The sequence below is a fragment of the Sphingobium sp. Z007 genome, from assembly GCF_900013425.1.
GTDB lineage: Bacteria > Pseudomonadota > Alphaproteobacteria > Sphingomonadales > Sphingomonadaceae > Sphingobium.
Genome location: NZ_FBXK01000005.1, coordinates 41,282 through 54,859, shown reverse-complemented (window position 1 = coordinate 54,859; position 13,578 = coordinate 41,282). Strand labels below are relative to the sequence as shown.

At 61.2% G+C, this 13,578-nt stretch carries 23 protein-coding genes; 1 reads left to right on the top strand and 22 read right to left on the bottom strand.

Features of this window, described 5'->3' with window-relative positions; all coding sequences use genetic code 11:
- Window position 1: 1 nt before the first annotated feature.
- The 22 genes from rplR to rpsL form a co-directional block, all read right to left on the bottom strand.
- Entirely contained in the window at window positions 2-367 is a 366-nt protein-coding gene (rplR, locus tag CEQ44_RS08135; protein WP_088184264.1) for a 50S ribosomal protein L18, read from the bottom strand.
- A gap of 1 nt (window position 368) precedes the next feature.
- Window positions 369-902, bottom strand: coding sequence for a 50S ribosomal protein L6 (gene rplF, locus CEQ44_RS08130; protein ID WP_088184263.1), 534 nt, complete (start codon window positions 900-902; stop codon window positions 369-371).
- Window positions 902-1,297 (bottom strand): 30S ribosomal protein S8, encoded by a 396-nt coding sequence (gene rpsH / locus CEQ44_RS08125; protein WP_066606458.1) that lies wholly within the window; start codon window positions 1,295-1,297, stop codon window positions 902-904. Before rpsH ends, rplF begins: the two co-directional genes overlap by 1 nt.
- A gap of 12 nt (window positions 1,298-1,309) precedes the next feature.
- Window positions 1,310-1,615, bottom strand: a complete 306-nt coding sequence (rpsN, locus tag CEQ44_RS08120) for a 30S ribosomal protein S14 (protein WP_088184262.1) — start codon at window positions 1,613-1,615, stop codon at window positions 1,310-1,312.
- 52 nt (window positions 1,616-1,667) lie between these two features.
- Window positions 1,668-2,243 carry a 50S ribosomal protein L5 gene (gene rplE / locus CEQ44_RS08115; RefSeq protein ID WP_088184261.1) on the bottom strand — a complete coding sequence of 192 codons (576 nt, stop codon included), beginning with the start codon at window positions 2,241-2,243 and terminating at the stop codon, window positions 1,668-1,670.
- Window positions 2,243-2,554 (bottom strand): 50S ribosomal protein L24, encoded by a 312-nt coding sequence (gene rplX / locus CEQ44_RS08110; protein ID WP_066606466.1) that lies wholly within the window; start codon window positions 2,552-2,554, stop codon window positions 2,243-2,245. The genes rplE and rplX overlap by 1 nt, the downstream gene beginning before the upstream one ends.
- Window positions 2,554-2,922 (bottom strand): 50S ribosomal protein L14, encoded by a 369-nt coding sequence (rplN, locus tag CEQ44_RS08105; RefSeq protein WP_056691686.1) that lies wholly within the window; start codon window positions 2,920-2,922, stop codon window positions 2,554-2,556. Before rplN ends, rplX begins: the two co-directional genes overlap by 1 nt.
- A gap of 165 nt (window positions 2,923-3,087) precedes the next feature.
- The gene (gene rpsQ, locus CEQ44_RS08100; protein ID WP_066606468.1) at window positions 3,088-3,351 is read right to left on the bottom strand and encodes a 30S ribosomal protein S17; all 264 of its coding nucleotides are present in this window, start codon (window positions 3,349-3,351) and stop codon (window positions 3,088-3,090) included.
- A gap of 12 nt (window positions 3,352-3,363) precedes the next feature.
- On the bottom strand, window positions 3,364-3,567 hold the full coding sequence (gene rpmC / locus CEQ44_RS08095) for a 50S ribosomal protein L29 (protein WP_056691689.1): 204 nt from the start codon (window positions 3,565-3,567) through the stop codon (window positions 3,364-3,366).
- 4 nt (window positions 3,568-3,571) lie between these two features.
- Window positions 3,572-4,003, bottom strand: coding sequence for a 50S ribosomal protein L16 (gene rplP, locus CEQ44_RS08090; RefSeq protein WP_056691692.1), 432 nt, complete (start codon window positions 4,001-4,003; stop codon window positions 3,572-3,574).
- A 21-nt stretch (window positions 4,004-4,024) separates the two neighbouring features.
- On the bottom strand, window positions 4,025-4,720 hold the full coding sequence (rpsC, locus tag CEQ44_RS08085) for a 30S ribosomal protein S3 (RefSeq protein WP_066607441.1): 696 nt from the start codon (window positions 4,718-4,720) through the stop codon (window positions 4,025-4,027).
- A gap of 4 nt (window positions 4,721-4,724) precedes the next feature.
- Window positions 4,725-5,111: a 50S ribosomal protein L22 gene (gene rplV / locus CEQ44_RS08080; protein ID WP_066606469.1), complete on the bottom strand. Its 387-nt coding sequence runs from the start codon at window positions 5,109-5,111 to the stop codon at window positions 4,725-4,727.
- Entirely contained in the window at window positions 5,111-5,386 is a 276-nt protein-coding gene (gene rpsS / locus CEQ44_RS08075) for a 30S ribosomal protein S19 (RefSeq protein WP_007707899.1), read from the bottom strand. Before rpsS ends, rplV begins: the two co-directional genes overlap by 1 nt.
- A gap of 6 nt (window positions 5,387-5,392) precedes the next feature.
- A complete protein-coding gene (rplB, locus tag CEQ44_RS08070; protein WP_066606476.1) occupies window positions 5,393-6,229 on the bottom strand; it encodes a 50S ribosomal protein L2 in 837 nt (278 codons plus the stop codon).
- A gap of 1 nt (window position 6,230) precedes the next feature.
- A complete protein-coding gene (locus tag CEQ44_RS08065; protein WP_066606478.1) occupies window positions 6,231-6,548 on the bottom strand; it encodes a 50S ribosomal protein L23 in 318 nt (105 codons plus the stop codon).
- Entirely contained in the window at window positions 6,541-7,164 is a 624-nt protein-coding gene (gene rplD / locus CEQ44_RS08060; RefSeq protein ID WP_088184260.1) for a 50S ribosomal protein L4, read from the bottom strand. The genes CEQ44_RS08065 and rplD overlap by 8 nt, the downstream gene beginning before the upstream one ends.
- A gap of 3 nt (window positions 7,165-7,167) precedes the next feature.
- Complete coding sequence (gene rplC, locus CEQ44_RS08055) at window positions 7,168-8,052, bottom strand: 50S ribosomal protein L3 (RefSeq protein WP_088184259.1); 885 nt, start codon at window positions 8,050-8,052, stop codon at window positions 7,168-7,170.
- Window positions 8,053-8,334: 282 nt separating this feature from the next.
- A complete protein-coding gene (gene rpsJ, locus CEQ44_RS08050) occupies window positions 8,335-8,643 on the bottom strand; it encodes a 30S ribosomal protein S10 (protein WP_007686587.1) in 309 nt (102 codons plus the stop codon).
- A 209-nt stretch (window positions 8,644-8,852) separates the two neighbouring features.
- On the bottom strand, window positions 8,853-10,043 hold the full coding sequence (gene tuf, locus CEQ44_RS08045) for an elongation factor Tu (RefSeq protein WP_088184258.1): 1,191 nt from the start codon (window positions 10,041-10,043) through the stop codon (window positions 8,853-8,855).
- 137 nt (window positions 10,044-10,180) lie between these two features.
- Window positions 10,181-12,253 (bottom strand): elongation factor G, encoded by a 2,073-nt coding sequence (fusA, locus tag CEQ44_RS08040; protein ID WP_088184257.1) that lies wholly within the window; start codon window positions 12,251-12,253, stop codon window positions 10,181-10,183.
- A 161-nt stretch (window positions 12,254-12,414) separates the two neighbouring features.
- Window positions 12,415-12,885 carry a 30S ribosomal protein S7 gene (gene rpsG / locus CEQ44_RS08035; protein WP_088184256.1) on the bottom strand — a complete coding sequence of 157 codons (471 nt, stop codon included), beginning with the start codon at window positions 12,883-12,885 and terminating at the stop codon, window positions 12,415-12,417.
- A gap of 13 nt (window positions 12,886-12,898) precedes the next feature.
- Window positions 12,899-13,270: a 30S ribosomal protein S12 gene (gene rpsL, locus CEQ44_RS08030; protein WP_088184308.1), complete on the bottom strand. Its 372-nt coding sequence runs from the start codon at window positions 13,268-13,270 to the stop codon at window positions 12,899-12,901.
- 160 nt (window positions 13,271-13,430) lie between these two features.
- Between rpsL and CEQ44_RS25005 the strand changes: the two genes are divergently transcribed.
- Window positions 13,431-13,565 (top strand): hypothetical protein, encoded by a 135-nt coding sequence (locus tag CEQ44_RS25005; protein ID WP_256960037.1) that lies wholly within the window; start codon window positions 13,431-13,433, stop codon window positions 13,563-13,565.
- Window positions 13,566-13,578 lie beyond the last annotated feature (13 nt).

Genomic DNA, 13,578 nt, shown 5'->3' with positions numbered 1-13,578 from the left:
ATCAGAACTCCAGCCCGGCTTCACGGGCCGCATCGGCCAGCGCCTTGACGCGGCCATGGAACAGGAAGCCACCACGGTCGAACACGACGCGGGTGACGCCGGCAGCGGTCGCCGCAGCGGCGACGCGCTTGCCGACTTCGGCAGCGGCTTCAGCACTGGCGCCAGTCTTGCCCAGAGCCTTGGAACCGACATCCTTGTCCAAGGTCGACGCGGCGGCCAGGGTCTTGCCCTGCGCATCGTCGATGACCTGGGCGTAGATGTGACGGCCCGAACGGTGGACGCTCAGACGGGGCTTGTGGCCCGAAACAGCCTTGAGCGCGGTGCGGACGCGGCGACGACGCCGCGCGAAGAGGGAGAGCTTTGCCATCTTACTTCTTCTTCCCTTCCTTGCGGAAGATGAACTCGCCGGCGTATTTGATGCCCTTGCCCTTATAGGGTTCGGGCTTACGCCAGCGACGGATCTCGGCCGCTACCTGACCGACCTTCTGCTTGTCGATGCCGCTGATCTCGACCGTGGTGTTATCCGGGGTCTTGATCTCGATCCCTTCCGGGATCGCGTAATCGACATCATGCGAATAGCCCAGCTGCAGCTTCAGGTTCTTGCCCTGCGAGTTAGCGCGATAGCCGACACCGGTGATGAGCAGCTTCTTCGAGAAGCCCTCGGTCACGCCGGTGATCAGGTTCTGCACCAACGTCCGCTGCATGCCCCAGAAAGCGCGCGCCGCCTTGGTCTTGTTGGCTGGCTGCACGGAGATGCCGTCATTTTCCAGCGTATAGCTGATCTCGTCGCGCATCTGGAGCGCCAGGGTGCCCTTGGGGCCCTTGACCGACAGCTGCCCGCCTTCGATGGTCGCGGTCACCCCTGCGGGGATCGCAACCGGCTTTTTACCGATGCGGCTCATTAGAACACCTCCGCCAGCACTTCGCCGCCGACATTCTGTTCGCGCGCTTCGGCGTCGGACAGAACGCCGCGAGGCGTCGAGACAATGGTGATGCCCAGGCCGTTGCGCACGATCGGCAGTTCCTTGGAACCCGAATAGACGCGACGGCCAGGCTTGGACACGCGGGCGACATGCTTGATCGCCGGCTGGCCTTCGAAATATTTCAGCTCGATGCGCAGGCCAGGATGGCTGCCAAGGGCTTCTTCGGAATAGCCACGGATGTAGCCTTCACGCTGAAGCACGTCGAGAACGCGAGCGCGCAGCTTGGACGCGGGGGACATAACGCTGTCCTTCTTCGCCTGCTGCCCGTTGCGGATGCGGGTGAGCATATCACCCAAGGGATCGGTCAATGCCATGAGATGATATCCTTACCAGCTCGACTTGGTGACGCCGGGGATCAGGCCCTTATTGGCCAGATCGCGCAGCTGAATACGGCAGAGCCGGAACTTGCGGTAATAGGCACGCGGACGGCCGGTCATCTCGCAGCGGTTCCGAACACGCGTCGGGTTACCGTTGCGGGGAATTTCCGCCATCTTCAGACGCGCGATCAGACGATCGCTGTCGTCGGCCGCGTTATCATTCGCGATCGCCTTGAGCTTTGCATAACGGCCGGCATATTTCTTGACCAGCTTCTTGCGGCGCTCATTCTTGTTGATCGAACTCAGTTTCGCCATGACTTAAGTTCTCTTCCTTAGCTTTAGCGTTGGGAGAGAAGCGGGGCCTATATCAGGCCGCCTGCTTCTCTTCTTCCTGCGGGAAGGGGAAGCCGAAGAGGCGCAGCAGTTCGCGCGCTTCGTCGTCCGTCTTCGCGGTGGTGGTCACGATGATGTCCATGCCGCGCACCTTGTCGACACGGTCATAGCTGATCTCTGGGAAGATGATCTGCTCCTTGATGCCGAAGGCATAGTTGCCACGGCCGTCGAAGCTCTTCGGATTGAGACCACGAAAATCGCGGACGCGGGGCAGAGCGATGTTGATGACGCGGTCCAGGAATTCATACATGCGCTCGCGGCGCAGCGTGACCTTCGCGCCGATCGGCATGCCTTCACGCAGCTTGAACTGCGCGATCGACTTCTTCGCCTTGGTGATAACCGGCTTCTGGCCGGCGATCAGTTCCATTTCCTCGGCGGCCTGCGTGACCTTCTTCTTGTCCTGGGTCGCTTCGCCCACGCCCATGTTGAGCGTGATCTTGTCGATCTTGGGGACTTCCATGACGTTCTTGTAACCGAATTTCTCGGTCATCGCCTTGGCGATTTCAGCGTCATACAGCGCCTTGGAGCGCGGGATATACTTGTCGCTCATTACAGCACCTCACCGGACTTGACGGCGACACGGACCTTCTTGCCGTCGCGGTCCTCGAAACGGACGCGGGTCGGCTTGCCATCCTTGTCGGCGACAGCGACGTTAGAAATGTGCAGCGGCGCAGGCTTGCGCTCAATGCCGCCCTGCGGGTTCGCCTGGTCGGGCTTGCGATGCTTGGCATGCACGTTGATGCCTTCCACCAGGACCTTATCGTCCTTGGGCATCACCGCCAGGACAGCGCCGGTACGGCCCTTGTCCTTGCCAGCAAGGACAACGATCTTGTCGCCCTTCTTGATCTTAGCAGCGCTCATTACAGCACCTCGGGAGCAAGGCTGATGATCTTCATGTGCTTCTTGGCGCGCAGTTCGCGAACGACCGGGCCAAAGATACGGGTGCCGATCGGCTCCTCGTTCTTGTTGATCAGCACAGCGGCGTTGCCGTCGAAGCGGATGACCGAACCGTCTGCACGGCGGATATCCTTGGCGGTACGCACGATGACGGCGCGATGCACGTCACCCTTCTTCACCTTGCCACGCGGCGCAGCTTCCTTGATCGAGACGACGATGATGTCGCCCACGCCAGCGAAGCGACGCTTCGAGCCGCCCAGCACCTTGATGCACTGGACGCGCTTGGCGCCGCTGTTGTCAGCGACGTCAAGATTGGATTGCATCTGGATCATAGATCCGGTTCCTTCTCATTTGGCCTACCGGGTCAATTCCCGGCGGTTCCGAATTTCGTGCCTAGAGCCCGGTGACTCTACGCGAAGCGCGGGCCTGTAACCCTTTCCGAAGGAAAAGGCCAGCCCCGCGTCGCATTTAGAGTCAAAAGCTCAGCGAGCCGTCCCTCAGGACGCCGTTTCCGGCGACTTGTGGGTGTCCACGCGCTCGATGACCTTCCAGGTCTTGAGCTTGGAAATCGGGGCGGTCTCTTCGATTCGGACCGTCTCGCCTTCCTTGTAGACATTGCCCTCGTCATGGGCGTGATACTTTTTCGAACGGCGGATGATCTTGCCGTAGAGCGCATGCTTTACCTTGCGCTCCACGCGAACGACCACCGTCTTGTCGGTCTTGTCGGAAACCACAGTTCCCGTCAGCACGCGCTTGGGCATCGTGTGGTTCCTTTACTTGGCAGCGGAGCTGTTACGCTCCGTCTGCAGGGTCTTGATCTGCGCGATCGACCGACGGACTTCCTTGACGCGGCTGGGCTTTTCCAGCTGGTTGGTGGCCGCCTGGAAACGCAGATTGAACTGCTCGCGCTTCAGGTTGTTCAGTTCGGTCGACAGTTCGTCGTCCGTCTTGGTCTTCAGGTCTGCAACATTCGCCATGTGCTTAACCCTCCAGATGCGAGGTGTCGCCGAGGCGGGCGACGACCTTGGTCTTGATGGGCAGCTTCATCGCGGCGCGCGAGAAGGCCTCTGCTGCGAGCGGACCGGGCACGCCGTCCAGTTCGAACAGGATGCGACCCGGCTTCACGCGGGCGGCCCAATATTCGACCGAACCCTTGCCCTTGCCCTGACGGACTTCGGCAGGCTTCTTCGACACCGGCACGTCGGGGAAGATGCGGATCCACAACCGGCCCTGACGGCGGATGTGACGGGTGATCGCGCGGCGAGCCGCCTCGATCTGGCGCGCGGTGACGCGCTCTGGTTCCATGGCCTTGAGGCCATAGGAACCGAAGTTCAGAGCCGAGCCACCCTTGGCATCGCCCTTGATCCGACCCTTGAAGGTCTTGCGGAACTTCATTTTCTTCGGTTGCAGCATGACGCTATTACCTTCTTATCTTCAACGCGCCGGGCGCACGCCGGAGGTTTGAGCCTCCAGCATCAGCCGGTCGGTCGCGAACGGATCATGGCCGAGAATCTCGCCCTTGAAGATCCAGACCTTGATGCCGCAAACGCCATAGGCGGTGTGCGCCGTGGCTTCGGCATAGTCGACGTTCGCACGCAGCGTGTGCAACGGCACGCGGCCTTCGCGATACCATTCGACGCGCGCGATCTCTGCGCCGCCCAGACGGCCGCCGCAGGTGATCTTGATGCCTTCGGCACCCAGACGCAGCGCCGACTGCACCGCACGCTTCATGGCGCGACGGAAAGCCACGCGGCGTTCCAGCTGATCGGCGATTCCCTGTGCAACGAGCTTGGAATCGACTTCCGGCTTGCGGATCTCGACGATGTTCAGCGACACGTCGGACGAGGTCAGCGCGCCCAGCTTCTTGCGAAGCTTTTCGATGTCCGCACCCTTCTTGCCGATTATGACGCCCGGACGGGCGGCATAGATCGATACGCGGCACAGCTTGGCCGGACGCTCGATCACGACCTTGGAGATCGCGGCCTGCGGCAGCGTCTTGAAGATGAACTGGCGGATCTTGAGATCCTCCAGCAGAAGGCGACCATAGTCGGCGCCTTCGGCGAACCAGCGGCTGTCCCAGGTACGGTTGATCTGGAGACGAAGACCGATCGGATTGCTCTTGTGACCCATGTGCTTACGCCTCCGCTTCTTCGCCAGCTTCACGCACGACGATGCGCACGCGGCTGTAGGGCTTGAGGATACGGGTCGACTTGCCGCGGCCGCGAGCATGGAAGCGCTTCAGCGTAAACGCCTTGCCTACCGATGCTTCCGCGACGACGAGAGAATCGACGTCGAGATTATGGTTGTTTTCCGCGTTGGCGATGGCCGAAGCCAGAACCTTGCGCACGTCGACGGCCATCGCCTTCTTGGAGAAGGCGAGGATGTTCAGCGCGTCCTCGACCTTGCGGCCGCGGATCAGCGTGGCCACTAGGTTCAGCTTTTGGGCCGAACCACGGATCTGCGTGCCAACGGCCAGCGCCTCATTGTCGGCGACGCGACGGGGAGCTTTTTCCTTGCTCATCAGCGCTTGCCCTTCTTGTCGGCGGCGTGGCCGGGGAAGAAGCGGGTCGGGGCGAATTCGCCCAACTTATGACCCACCATATCCTCGTTCACGGAGACCGGAACATGCTTGCGGCCATTATAGACGTTGAACGTCAGGCCAACGAACTGGGGCAGGATAGTGGAACGACGCGACCAGGTCTTGATCGGGGCGCGGCCACCGGCGTCCTGCGCCGTTTCTGCCTTCTTTAGAAGGCTGAGGTCCACGAAAGGACCTTTCCAGACGGAACGAGCCATCGCGGATTACCTCTTCTTCTTGGCGTGACGCGACCGGATGATCATCTTGTCGGTCGACTTGTTGTGACGGGTGCGCGCACCCTTGGTCGGCTTGCCCCACGGGGTAACCGGATGACGGCCGCCCGAGGTCCGGCCTTCACCACCACCATGCGGGTGATCGACCGGGTTCTTGGCGACACCGCGCGTCAGCGGGCGGATGCCGTTCCAACGGTTGCGGCCTGCCTTGGCGAGGTTTGTGTTGCCATTGTCCGGGTTGCTGACGGCGCCGATGGTGCCCATGCAGTCCGAACGAATGTAACGCTGTTCACCAGACGACAGACGCACCATCACCATGCCGCGATCGCGACCGACGAGCTGCGCGTAAGTGCCCGCCGAACGGCAGAGCTGACCGCCCTTGCCTGGCTTCATCTCGATGTTGTGGATGATCGTGCCGACCGGCATCTGACCCAGTTCCATCGCATTGCCCGGCTTCACGTCGGTCTTCTTGGCCGCGATGACCTTGTCACCGGGGGCAAGACGCTGCGGTGCCAGAATATAATTCTGGGTGCCATCGGGATAGTTGACCAGCGCGATGAACGCGGTGCGGTTGGGGTCATATTCCAGACGCTCGACCGTACCTTCGACATCCCACAAGCGACGCTTGAAGTCGATGATGCGATAGCGCTGCTTGTGACCGCCACCGATCCCGCGCGAGGTCACATGACCCTTGTTGTTGCGGCCACCAGTCTTGCGCTTGCCTTCGGTCAGCGCCTTAACGGGCTTGCCCTTGTGCAGGCTGGACTTGTCGACCAGAATCAGGCCGCGGCGCGCCGGGCTCGTCGGGTTATAATGCTTCAGAGCCATCTCAGCGGACTCCCTCGGTGATATCGATCGACTGGCCTTCGGCCAGGCGGACGATCGCCTTCTTCACGTCCGAACGCTTGTAGGGCTTGCCCTTCCAGCGCTTCGTCTTGCCCTTCGTGACCAGCGTGTTGACGCTCTTGACGTCCACACCCCAGATCGCTTCGACAGCGGCCTTGATCTCAGGCTTGGAGGCAGTGCCCGCCACCTTGAAGACCACGGCGTTGTTTTCGCTGAGAAGGGTCGATTTCTCGGTGATGTGCGGGGCGACAACGACGTCATAATGACGGTTGTCGACGGTCCCGGCTTGCTTTTTAGCCATTGAAACGGGCCTCCAGCTTTTCGACCGCGGCGCGGGTGAGCACCAGCGAGTCGGCTTTCAGTATGTCATAGACATTGGCGCCAACGGCAGGGAGCAGGTCCACACCGATGATGTTCGCCGAAGCCTTCGCGAAGCTGACGTTCACCGCGTCGCCGTCGATGAACAGGACTTTCGTCAGGTTCAGCTTGGCAAGGCTGGCGACCAGCGCCTTGGTCTTGCCTTCGGCGACGTCCAGGCTGTCGATGATCGTGAGCGTGCCGCTCTTGACCTTCGACGACAGCGCCATCTTCAAACCCAGCGCGCGAACCTTCTTGTTCAGCGAAGGATTGAAGTCACGGACGCGGGCGCCGTGCGCCTTACCACCACCGATGAAGATCGGCGCGCGGCGATCGCCGTGACGGGCGGTGCCGCCGCCCTTCTGGCGGCCGAACTTCTTGCCGGTGCGGGCGACGTCGCTACGCTCACGGGTGCCGCGGGCGGTGCCGCGACGCTTTTCGAGCTGCCAGGTGACGACGCGATGCAGGATGTCGGCGCGCGGCTCGATACCGAACACGGCATCGTTAAGCTCCAGATCGCCAGCTTCCGCTGCGTCGAGGGTCTGTACCTTGACCTTCATGGTTTAGCCCTCCTGGCCAGGCGTACCGTTGGCATCGTCGCCATCGGTCGGGGTTGCGTTCTGCGGGTCGTTGACACCCTCTTCGTTCGCCTGCGCGTCCGAAGCGGCGACACCGGCCTTGACTTCATCGTCACCGGGCAGCGGCGCGATGGGATGCGCGGCGGCTTCAGGGACCAGGCCGGGGGTCGTGTCGTCCTCTTCATGGACAACGCCCTTGGCCAGCAGGCTGGCGGGATAGGGAACGTCGGCCGGACGAGGCACCTTGACGGCGTCCTTGACGGTCAACCAGGTTCCCTTCGCGCCGGGCACGCTGCCCTTCACGAAGATCAGGCCACGCTCGACGTCGGTGCGCACGATTTCCAGATTCTGCTGGGTGCGTTCACGATCGCCCATATGGCCGGCCATCTTCTTATTCTTGAAGACGCGGCCTGGATCCTGGCGGTTACCCGTCGAACCATGGGCACGATGGCTGATCGACACGCCATGGGTAGCGCGCATACCGCCGAAGCCCCAACGCTTCATGGCGCCTGCAAAACCCTTACCCTGGGTGTGCCCTGCAACATCGACGAGCTGGCCCGCGATGAAATGATCGGCAGCGATTTCTGCGCCGACGTCGAGGAGCGCATCCTCGGCGACGCGGAATTCGACCAGGCGCGCCTTGGGCTCGACCTGCGCCTTGGCGAAGTGGCCACGCTGCGGCTTGGCGACGTTCTTGACCTTGGCGACACCAGCGCCGAGCTGAACGGCGACATAGCCGTCGCTGTCGACATCCTTACGCGCCACGACTTGGTTGCCCTCAAGGGCCAGTACCGTAACGGGAACATGACGTCCGTCCTCTTGGAACAGACGGGTCATCCCGACTTTCTTAGCGATCACGCCTGTGCGCATCACTGATTACTCCCATAGAGGCCCGCAGCGCCAGTAATTCTGGGCAACGGGCGTATCCAACGAAAAAAACCGCTCAGGATTCCTCCTTCGCGGCCAACCCAATGTGTAGATCACCCCGTCCGGGTTGGATGCCACCCCCTCTCGGGAATAGCGACGGGGGACCAGAACCACAGAACCTCTGGTTGCCCAGTGCTGTGCGGTATCCCTTGTGTCGTGTGAGCTTCCGGTTTCCCGAAATACCCGATACCCTGCCCACCTTACGGAGAGCAGGGACTTGCCGGCTTAGGCCAGCTTGATTTCCACGTTCACGCCGGCAGCCAGGTCCAGCTTCATCAGCGCGTCGACCGTCTGCGGCGTAGGCTGCACAATGTCAAGCATACGCTTGTAGGTACGGACCTCAAACTGCTCGCGCGACTTCTTGTCGATGTGCGGGCCACGGTTGACCGTGAACTTTTCGATGCGCGTCGGAAGAGGAATCGGACCGCGGATAAGGGCGCCAGTGCGGCGGGCGGTATCGGCGATGTCGCCGGTCGCCTGGTCAAGCACGCGATGATCGAACGCCTTGAGACGAATGCGGATATTGCTGTCCATAGTTCCTGTACCGATGCGAAAGAGCCAAAAACGCAGAGCATTTTCGAAAATCAGCCGGAGCAGCCGATGATTTATGAAAATGCGCCAACCAAAAAATATCCGCCCCGTAAACTGCCCTTCTAGCTCTTGCGAGCCGGAGAAAGGTGATCCGGGGCGGCTAAAATCCTCAGCGGCGCGAATCAGGCGATTCGCGCCGCTGCGGTCCTATATTACTTCGAGATCGTGCCGACAACCCCTGCGCCGACGGTGCGGCCGCCTTCGCGGATCGCGAAGCGCAGGCCGGCGTCCATGGCGATCGGTGCAATCAGCTTGACGCCGAGCTTCACATTGTCGCCGGGCATGACCATCTCGGTGCCCTCAGGAAGGATCACTTCGCCGGTCACGTCCGTCGTGCGGAAGTAGAACTGCGGGCGATAGTTGGCGAAGAACGGGGTGTGACGACCGCCTTCTTCCTTCGACAGGACATAGACTTCCGCGTCGAATTCGGTGTGCGGGGTGATGGTGCCCGGCTTCGCCAGAACCTGACCACGCTCAACGTCTTCACGCTTCGTACCACGCACCAGGGCGCCGATATTGTCGCCTGCACGACCTTCGTCGAGCAGCTTGCGGAACATTTCCACGCCGGTCACGGTCGTCTTGGTGGTGTTCTTGAGGCCGACGATCTCGACTTCTTCACCAACCTTGACGATGCCGGTTTCGACGCGGCCGGTGACGACCGTGCCGCGACCCGAGATCGAGAACACGTCTTCGATCGGCATCAGGAAGGGCTTGTCGACCGGACGCTCAGGCTGCGGGATCCAGCTGTCGACAGCTTCCATCAGCTTCAGCACGGCGTCATGGCCGATTTCCGGGGTCTTGTCCTGCAGCGCGGCAACGGCCGAACCGGGGATGACGGGGATGTTGTCGCCGTCGAAATCATAGCTGCTGAGCAGCTCGCGGATTTCCAGCTCGACCAGTTCGAGGATTTCAGCGTCGTCGACCAGGTCGACCTTGTTCATGAACACGACCAGCTGGGGCACGCCAACCTGACGAGCGAGCAGGATGTGCTCACGGGTCTGGGGCATCGGGCCGTCGGTGGCCGACACGACCAGGATCGCGCCGTCCATCTGGGCGGCACCGGTGATCATGTTCTTCACATAGTCAGCGTGGCCGGGGCAGTCGACGTGCGCATAGTGGCGCGCTTCGGTTTCATATTCGACGTGGGCGGTCGAAATGGTGATGCCGCGCTCGCGCTCTTCAGGCGCTTTGTCGATATTGTCATACGACGTGAAGGTCGCGCCGCCGGTTTCGGCCAGCACCTTGGTGATCGCTGCGGTCAGCGAGGTCTTGCCATGGTCGACGTGACCGATGGTGCCGATGTTGCAGTGCGGCTTATTCCGCTCAAACTTAGCCTTAGCCATTTTATCCTACCTTCTAATCAAAATCAGCTTGGGTCTGACCGCTCGGCCGCGCCTCGCGAAGGCGCGTCCATAGCAGCAAATTTACAGATTACCAGCCCCTAACCGAGCCGTTCGCACGGCTCGGCACGGGAAAGTCATCAGGCCATCTTCGCCTTGACTTCATCCGCCACATTCTGCGGCACTTCGTCATAATGCGAGAAGGTCATCGAATAGTTCGCACGCCCCTGGGTGAACGAACGCAGCGAATTGACATAGCCGAACATGTTGGCCAGCGGCACCATCGCCTCGACGACCTGCGCGTTACCGCGCGTGTCGGTGCCCTGGATCTGGCCGCGGCGGCTGTTCATGTCGCCGATGACGTCGCCCAGATATTCTTCCGGGGTGACGACTTCGACCTTCATGACCGGTTCAAGCAGCGTGATGCCGGCCTTCTGCGCCACTTCGCGCATCGCGGCGCGGCCAGTGATTTCGAACGCCAGCGCCGATGAGTCGACGTCATGATAGGCGCCGTCATACAGGTTGATTTCGAAATCGATGATCGGGAAGCCGATCAGCGAACCAGTCGCTGCGGTTTCGCGCATGCCCTTTTCGATCGCCGGGATATATTCCTTGGGAATGTTACCGCCCTTGATCTCATCCTTGAAGATGATGCCAGCGCCACGCTCACCCGGCGTCACCTTCACCTTGATGCGGCCGAACTGGCCAGTGCCGCCCGACTGCTTCTTATGGGTGTAGTCGACGTCGACGGCCTTCTTGAGATATTCGCGATAGGCCACCTGCGGCGCACCGACATTCGCCTCGACCTTGAACTCGCGCTTCATGCGGTCGACCAGGATTTCGAGGTGAAGCTCGCCCATGCCCTTGATGATGGTCTGGCCCGATTCGTGATCGGTCGATACGCGGAAGGACGGATCTTCAGCGGCCAGGCGATTGAGCGCAACGCCCATCTTTTCCTGATCGGCCTTGGTCTTGGGTTCCACCGACAGCTCAATGACCGGCTCAGGGAATTCCATCCGCTCCAGGATGATCGGCTTGCGCTCGGCGCACAGCGTGTCCCCGGTGGTGGTTTCCTTCATGCCAGCCAGCGCGACGATATCGCCGGCATAGGCCGCATCGATGTCTTCACGGCTGTTCGCATGCATCAACAGCATACGACCGATCTTTTCCTTCTTGTCCTTGACCGAGTTCAGATAGGTGCCCTTGGTCAGGGTGCCGGAATAGACGCGCAGGAAGGTCAGCGAGCCGACGAACGGATCGTTCATGATCTTGAACGCCAGGCCGGAGAAGGGTGCCTCGTCCGAGGTTTCGCGGCTGTCCGGCTCGTCCGTGTCGGGGTTGATGCCCTGCACGTCTTCGATGTCGAGCGGCGAAGGCAGATAATCCACGACCGCGTCGAGCAGGGGCTGAACGCCCTTGTTCTTGAACGCCGAACCGCACAGCACCGGCACGAACGACTGGTTCAGCGTGCCCTTGCGGATCAGCGCCTTCAGCGTTGCGGTGTCAGGCAGATTGCCTTCGAGATAGGCTTCCATCGCCTCGTCGTCCTGTTCGACGGCGAGTTCGATCAGCTTTTCGCGATATTCGGCGGCCTTGTCGGCCAGGTCGTCCGGGATCGCTTCATAGCTGAACTCGGCACCCAGATTCTCATCCTTCCAGATGATGGCGCGATCTTCGACCAGGTCGACCAGGCCGCGGAAGTCCGCTTCCGCGCCGATGGGCAGATACAGGACGGCAGGCTTGGCGCCCAGGCGATCGATGATCGTCTGCACGCAATAATAGAAATTGGCGCCGGTGCGGTCGAGCTTGTTGATGAAGCACATCCGCGGAACCTTATACTTGTCCGCCTGGCGCCACACCGTCTCCGACTGCGGCTCAACGCCGGCAACGCCGTCGAACGCGGCGACCGCGCCGTCCAGCACGCGCAGCGAACGTTCGACTTCGATGGTGAAGTCGACGTGGCCGGGGGTGTCGATGATGTTCAGGCGGTGATCGTTCCAGATGCACGTGGTCGCAGCCGACGTGATGGTGATGCCACGCTCCTGCTCCTGCTCCATCCAGTCCATGGTCGCGGCGCCGTCGTGGACTTCGCCGATCTTGTAGGACTTGCCGGTGTAGTAAAGGATACGCTCGGTCGTGGTGGTCTTGCCGGCGTCAATATGCGCCATGATACCGAAGTTGCGATATTTATCGAGCGGATGGCTGCGGGCCATGATGCTTCTCCGTTGCCGGTGCGCCGGCGGTTGGGGATTCGTATGATCTGGGTGGCCCCTAAACCAATCCGTCCGCCATGGGTAGGCCCACGACGAACGGACGGATTTTTAGAGCGATAAACGGGGTGGGCGCCCATTGGCCCCCACCCCGCCAATCTCTATTACCAGCGATAGTGCGAGAAGGCGCGGTTCGCTTCCGCCATGCGGTGCGTGTCTTCGCGCTTCTTGACCGCGTTACCGCGATTGTTGGCGGCGTCCATCAGTTCGCCGGACAGGCGGGCCGCCATGGTGGTCTCGCTGCGATTGCGCGCAGCGGTGATCAACCAGCGGATAGCCAGTGCCTGCGACCGTTCAGGGCGCACTTCGACGGGAACCTGATAGGTCGCACCGCCGACGCGGCGGCTGCGCACTTCAATGCCCGGCTTGATGTTGTTCAGAGCGTCATGGAACATGCCGATCGGATCTTTCTTGGCGCGGGTCTCGACGGTTTCGAGAGCGCCATAAACGATCGATTCGGCAACGGCTTTCTTGCCGTCCTGCATGATGGAGTTCATGAACTTCGACAGAACCTGATCGCCATATTTGGGATCGGGCAGGATGATGCGCTTTTCGGGGCGACGACGACGTGACATATTTTAGTCTCCCTTACTTAGGACGCTTGGCGCCGTATTTGGAACGGCTCTGCTTGCGATCCTTGACGCCCTGGGTATCCAGAACGCCGCGAAGAACGTGGTAGCGCACGCCGGGAAGATCGCGGACACGACCGCCACGGATCAGCACGACACTGTGTTCCTGGAGGTTATGGCCTTCACCTGGGATGTAGGTGATGACTTCGCGCTGGTTGACCAGGCGAACCTTGGCCACCTTGCGAAGCGCCGAGTTCGGCTTCTTCGGGGTCGTCGTGTAAACGCGGGTGCAAACGCCGCGCTTTTGCGGATTTGCTTCCATGGCAGGGACCTTGCTCTTGGCCTTCTGCGGATCGCGGCCATTGCGGACCAGCTGGTTGATTGTTGGCATGAAGCCCTTCACCTTTTTCAGTTACTTTACCTGGGCATCCCCGCGTCTCGCACCCCATGGACGAATGATTCGACCAAACGGCAAAGGCCCCGGTGGGCATAAGCCCCCTGGAGCCGCAAGAGCACCCGGCAATGTTCAGCTCTAGTGTCGCCCAGATGATATGACGGATGAAGACGAGTCTTCGCACGGCAGGCCGCTGGGCAGCCGCGCCTATAGCGATGCGCGCTCGGCCGGTCAAGCGAACAGCGGCGGCCGCTGGCGGCTCGGCGCAGGCGCGCACTTTTCGGGCATTTAGGAAATTGATAACC

Excerpts from the sequence above, each read along its gene's own strand:
- rpsL (WP_088184308.1), bottom strand. The coding sequence starts at position 13,270 with ATGCCAACAATCAACCAGCTGGTCCGCAATGGCCGCGATCCGCAGAAG.
- rpsH (WP_066606458.1), bottom strand. The coding sequence starts at position 1,297 with ATGGCATTGACCGATCCCTTGGGTGATATGCTCACCCGCATCCGCAAC.
- rpsG (WP_088184256.1), bottom strand. The coding sequence starts at position 12,885 with ATGTCACGTCGTCGTCGCCCCGAAAAGCGCATCATCCTGCCCGATCCC.
- rplN (WP_056691686.1), bottom strand. The coding sequence starts at position 2,922 with ATGATCCAGATGCAATCCAATCTTGACGTCGCTGACAACAGCGGCGCC.
- rpsS (WP_007707899.1), bottom strand. The coding sequence starts at position 5,386 with ATGGCTCGTTCCGTCTGGAAAGGTCCTTTCGTGGACCTCAGCCTTCTA.
- tuf (WP_088184258.1), bottom strand. The coding sequence starts at position 10,043 with ATGGCTAAGGCTAAGTTTGAGCGGAATAAGCCGCACTGCAACATCGGC.
- rplE (WP_088184261.1), bottom strand. The coding sequence starts at position 2,243 with ATGAGCGACAAGTATATCCCGCGCTCCAAGGCGCTGTATGACGCTGAA.
- rplP (WP_056691692.1), bottom strand. The coding sequence starts at position 4,003 with ATGCTGCAACCGAAGAAAATGAAGTTCCGCAAGACCTTCAAGGGTCGG.
- rplX (WP_066606466.1), bottom strand. The coding sequence starts at position 2,554 with ATGAGCGCTGCTAAGATCAAGAAGGGCGACAAGATCGTTGTCCTTGCT.
- rplD (WP_088184260.1), bottom strand. The coding sequence starts at position 7,164 with ATGAAGGTCAAGGTACAGACCCTCGACGCAGCGGAAGCTGGCGATCTG.
- rplB (WP_066606476.1), bottom strand. The coding sequence starts at position 6,229 with ATGGCTCTGAAGCATTATAACCCGACGAGCCCGGCGCGCCGCGGCCTG.
- rpsQ (WP_066606468.1), bottom strand. The coding sequence starts at position 3,351 with ATGCCCAAGCGCGTGCTGACGGGAACTGTGGTTTCCGACAAGACCGAC.
- rpsC (WP_066607441.1), bottom strand. The coding sequence starts at position 4,720 with ATGGGTCACAAGAGCAATCCGATCGGTCTTCGTCTCCAGATCAACCGT.
- fusA (WP_088184257.1), bottom strand. The coding sequence starts at position 12,253 with ATGGCCCGCAGCCATCCGCTCGATAAATATCGCAACTTCGGTATCATG.
- rplF (WP_088184263.1), bottom strand. The coding sequence starts at position 902 with ATGAGCCGCATCGGTAAAAAGCCGGTTGCGATCCCCGCAGGGGTGACC.
- rpsJ (WP_007686587.1), bottom strand. The coding sequence starts at position 8,643 with ATGGACAGCAATATCCGCATTCGTCTCAAGGCGTTCGATCATCGCGTG.
- rpsN (WP_088184262.1), bottom strand. The coding sequence starts at position 1,615 with ATGGCGAAACTGAGTTCGATCAACAAGAATGAGCGCCGCAAGAAGCTG.
- CEQ44_RS08065 (WP_066606478.1), bottom strand. The coding sequence starts at position 6,548 with ATGGCTAAAAAGCAAGCCGGGACCGTCGACAACCGTCATTATGACGTC.
- rplR (WP_088184264.1), bottom strand. The coding sequence starts at position 367 with ATGGCAAAGCTCTCCCTCTTCGCGCGGCGTCGTCGCCGCGTCCGCACC.
- rplC (WP_088184259.1), bottom strand. The coding sequence starts at position 8,052 with ATGCGCACAGGCGTGATCGCTAAGAAAGTCGGGATGACCCGTCTGTTC.
- rpmC (WP_056691689.1), bottom strand. The coding sequence starts at position 3,567 with ATGGCGAATGTTGCAGACCTGAAGACCAAGACGGACGACGAACTGTCG.
- CEQ44_RS25005 (WP_256960037.1), top strand. The coding sequence starts at position 13,431 with ATGACGGATGAAGACGAGTCTTCGCACGGCAGGCCGCTGGGCAGCCGC.
- rplV (WP_066606469.1), bottom strand. The coding sequence starts at position 5,111 with ATGAGCAAGGAAAAAGCTCCCCGTCGCGTCGCCGACAATGAGGCGCTG.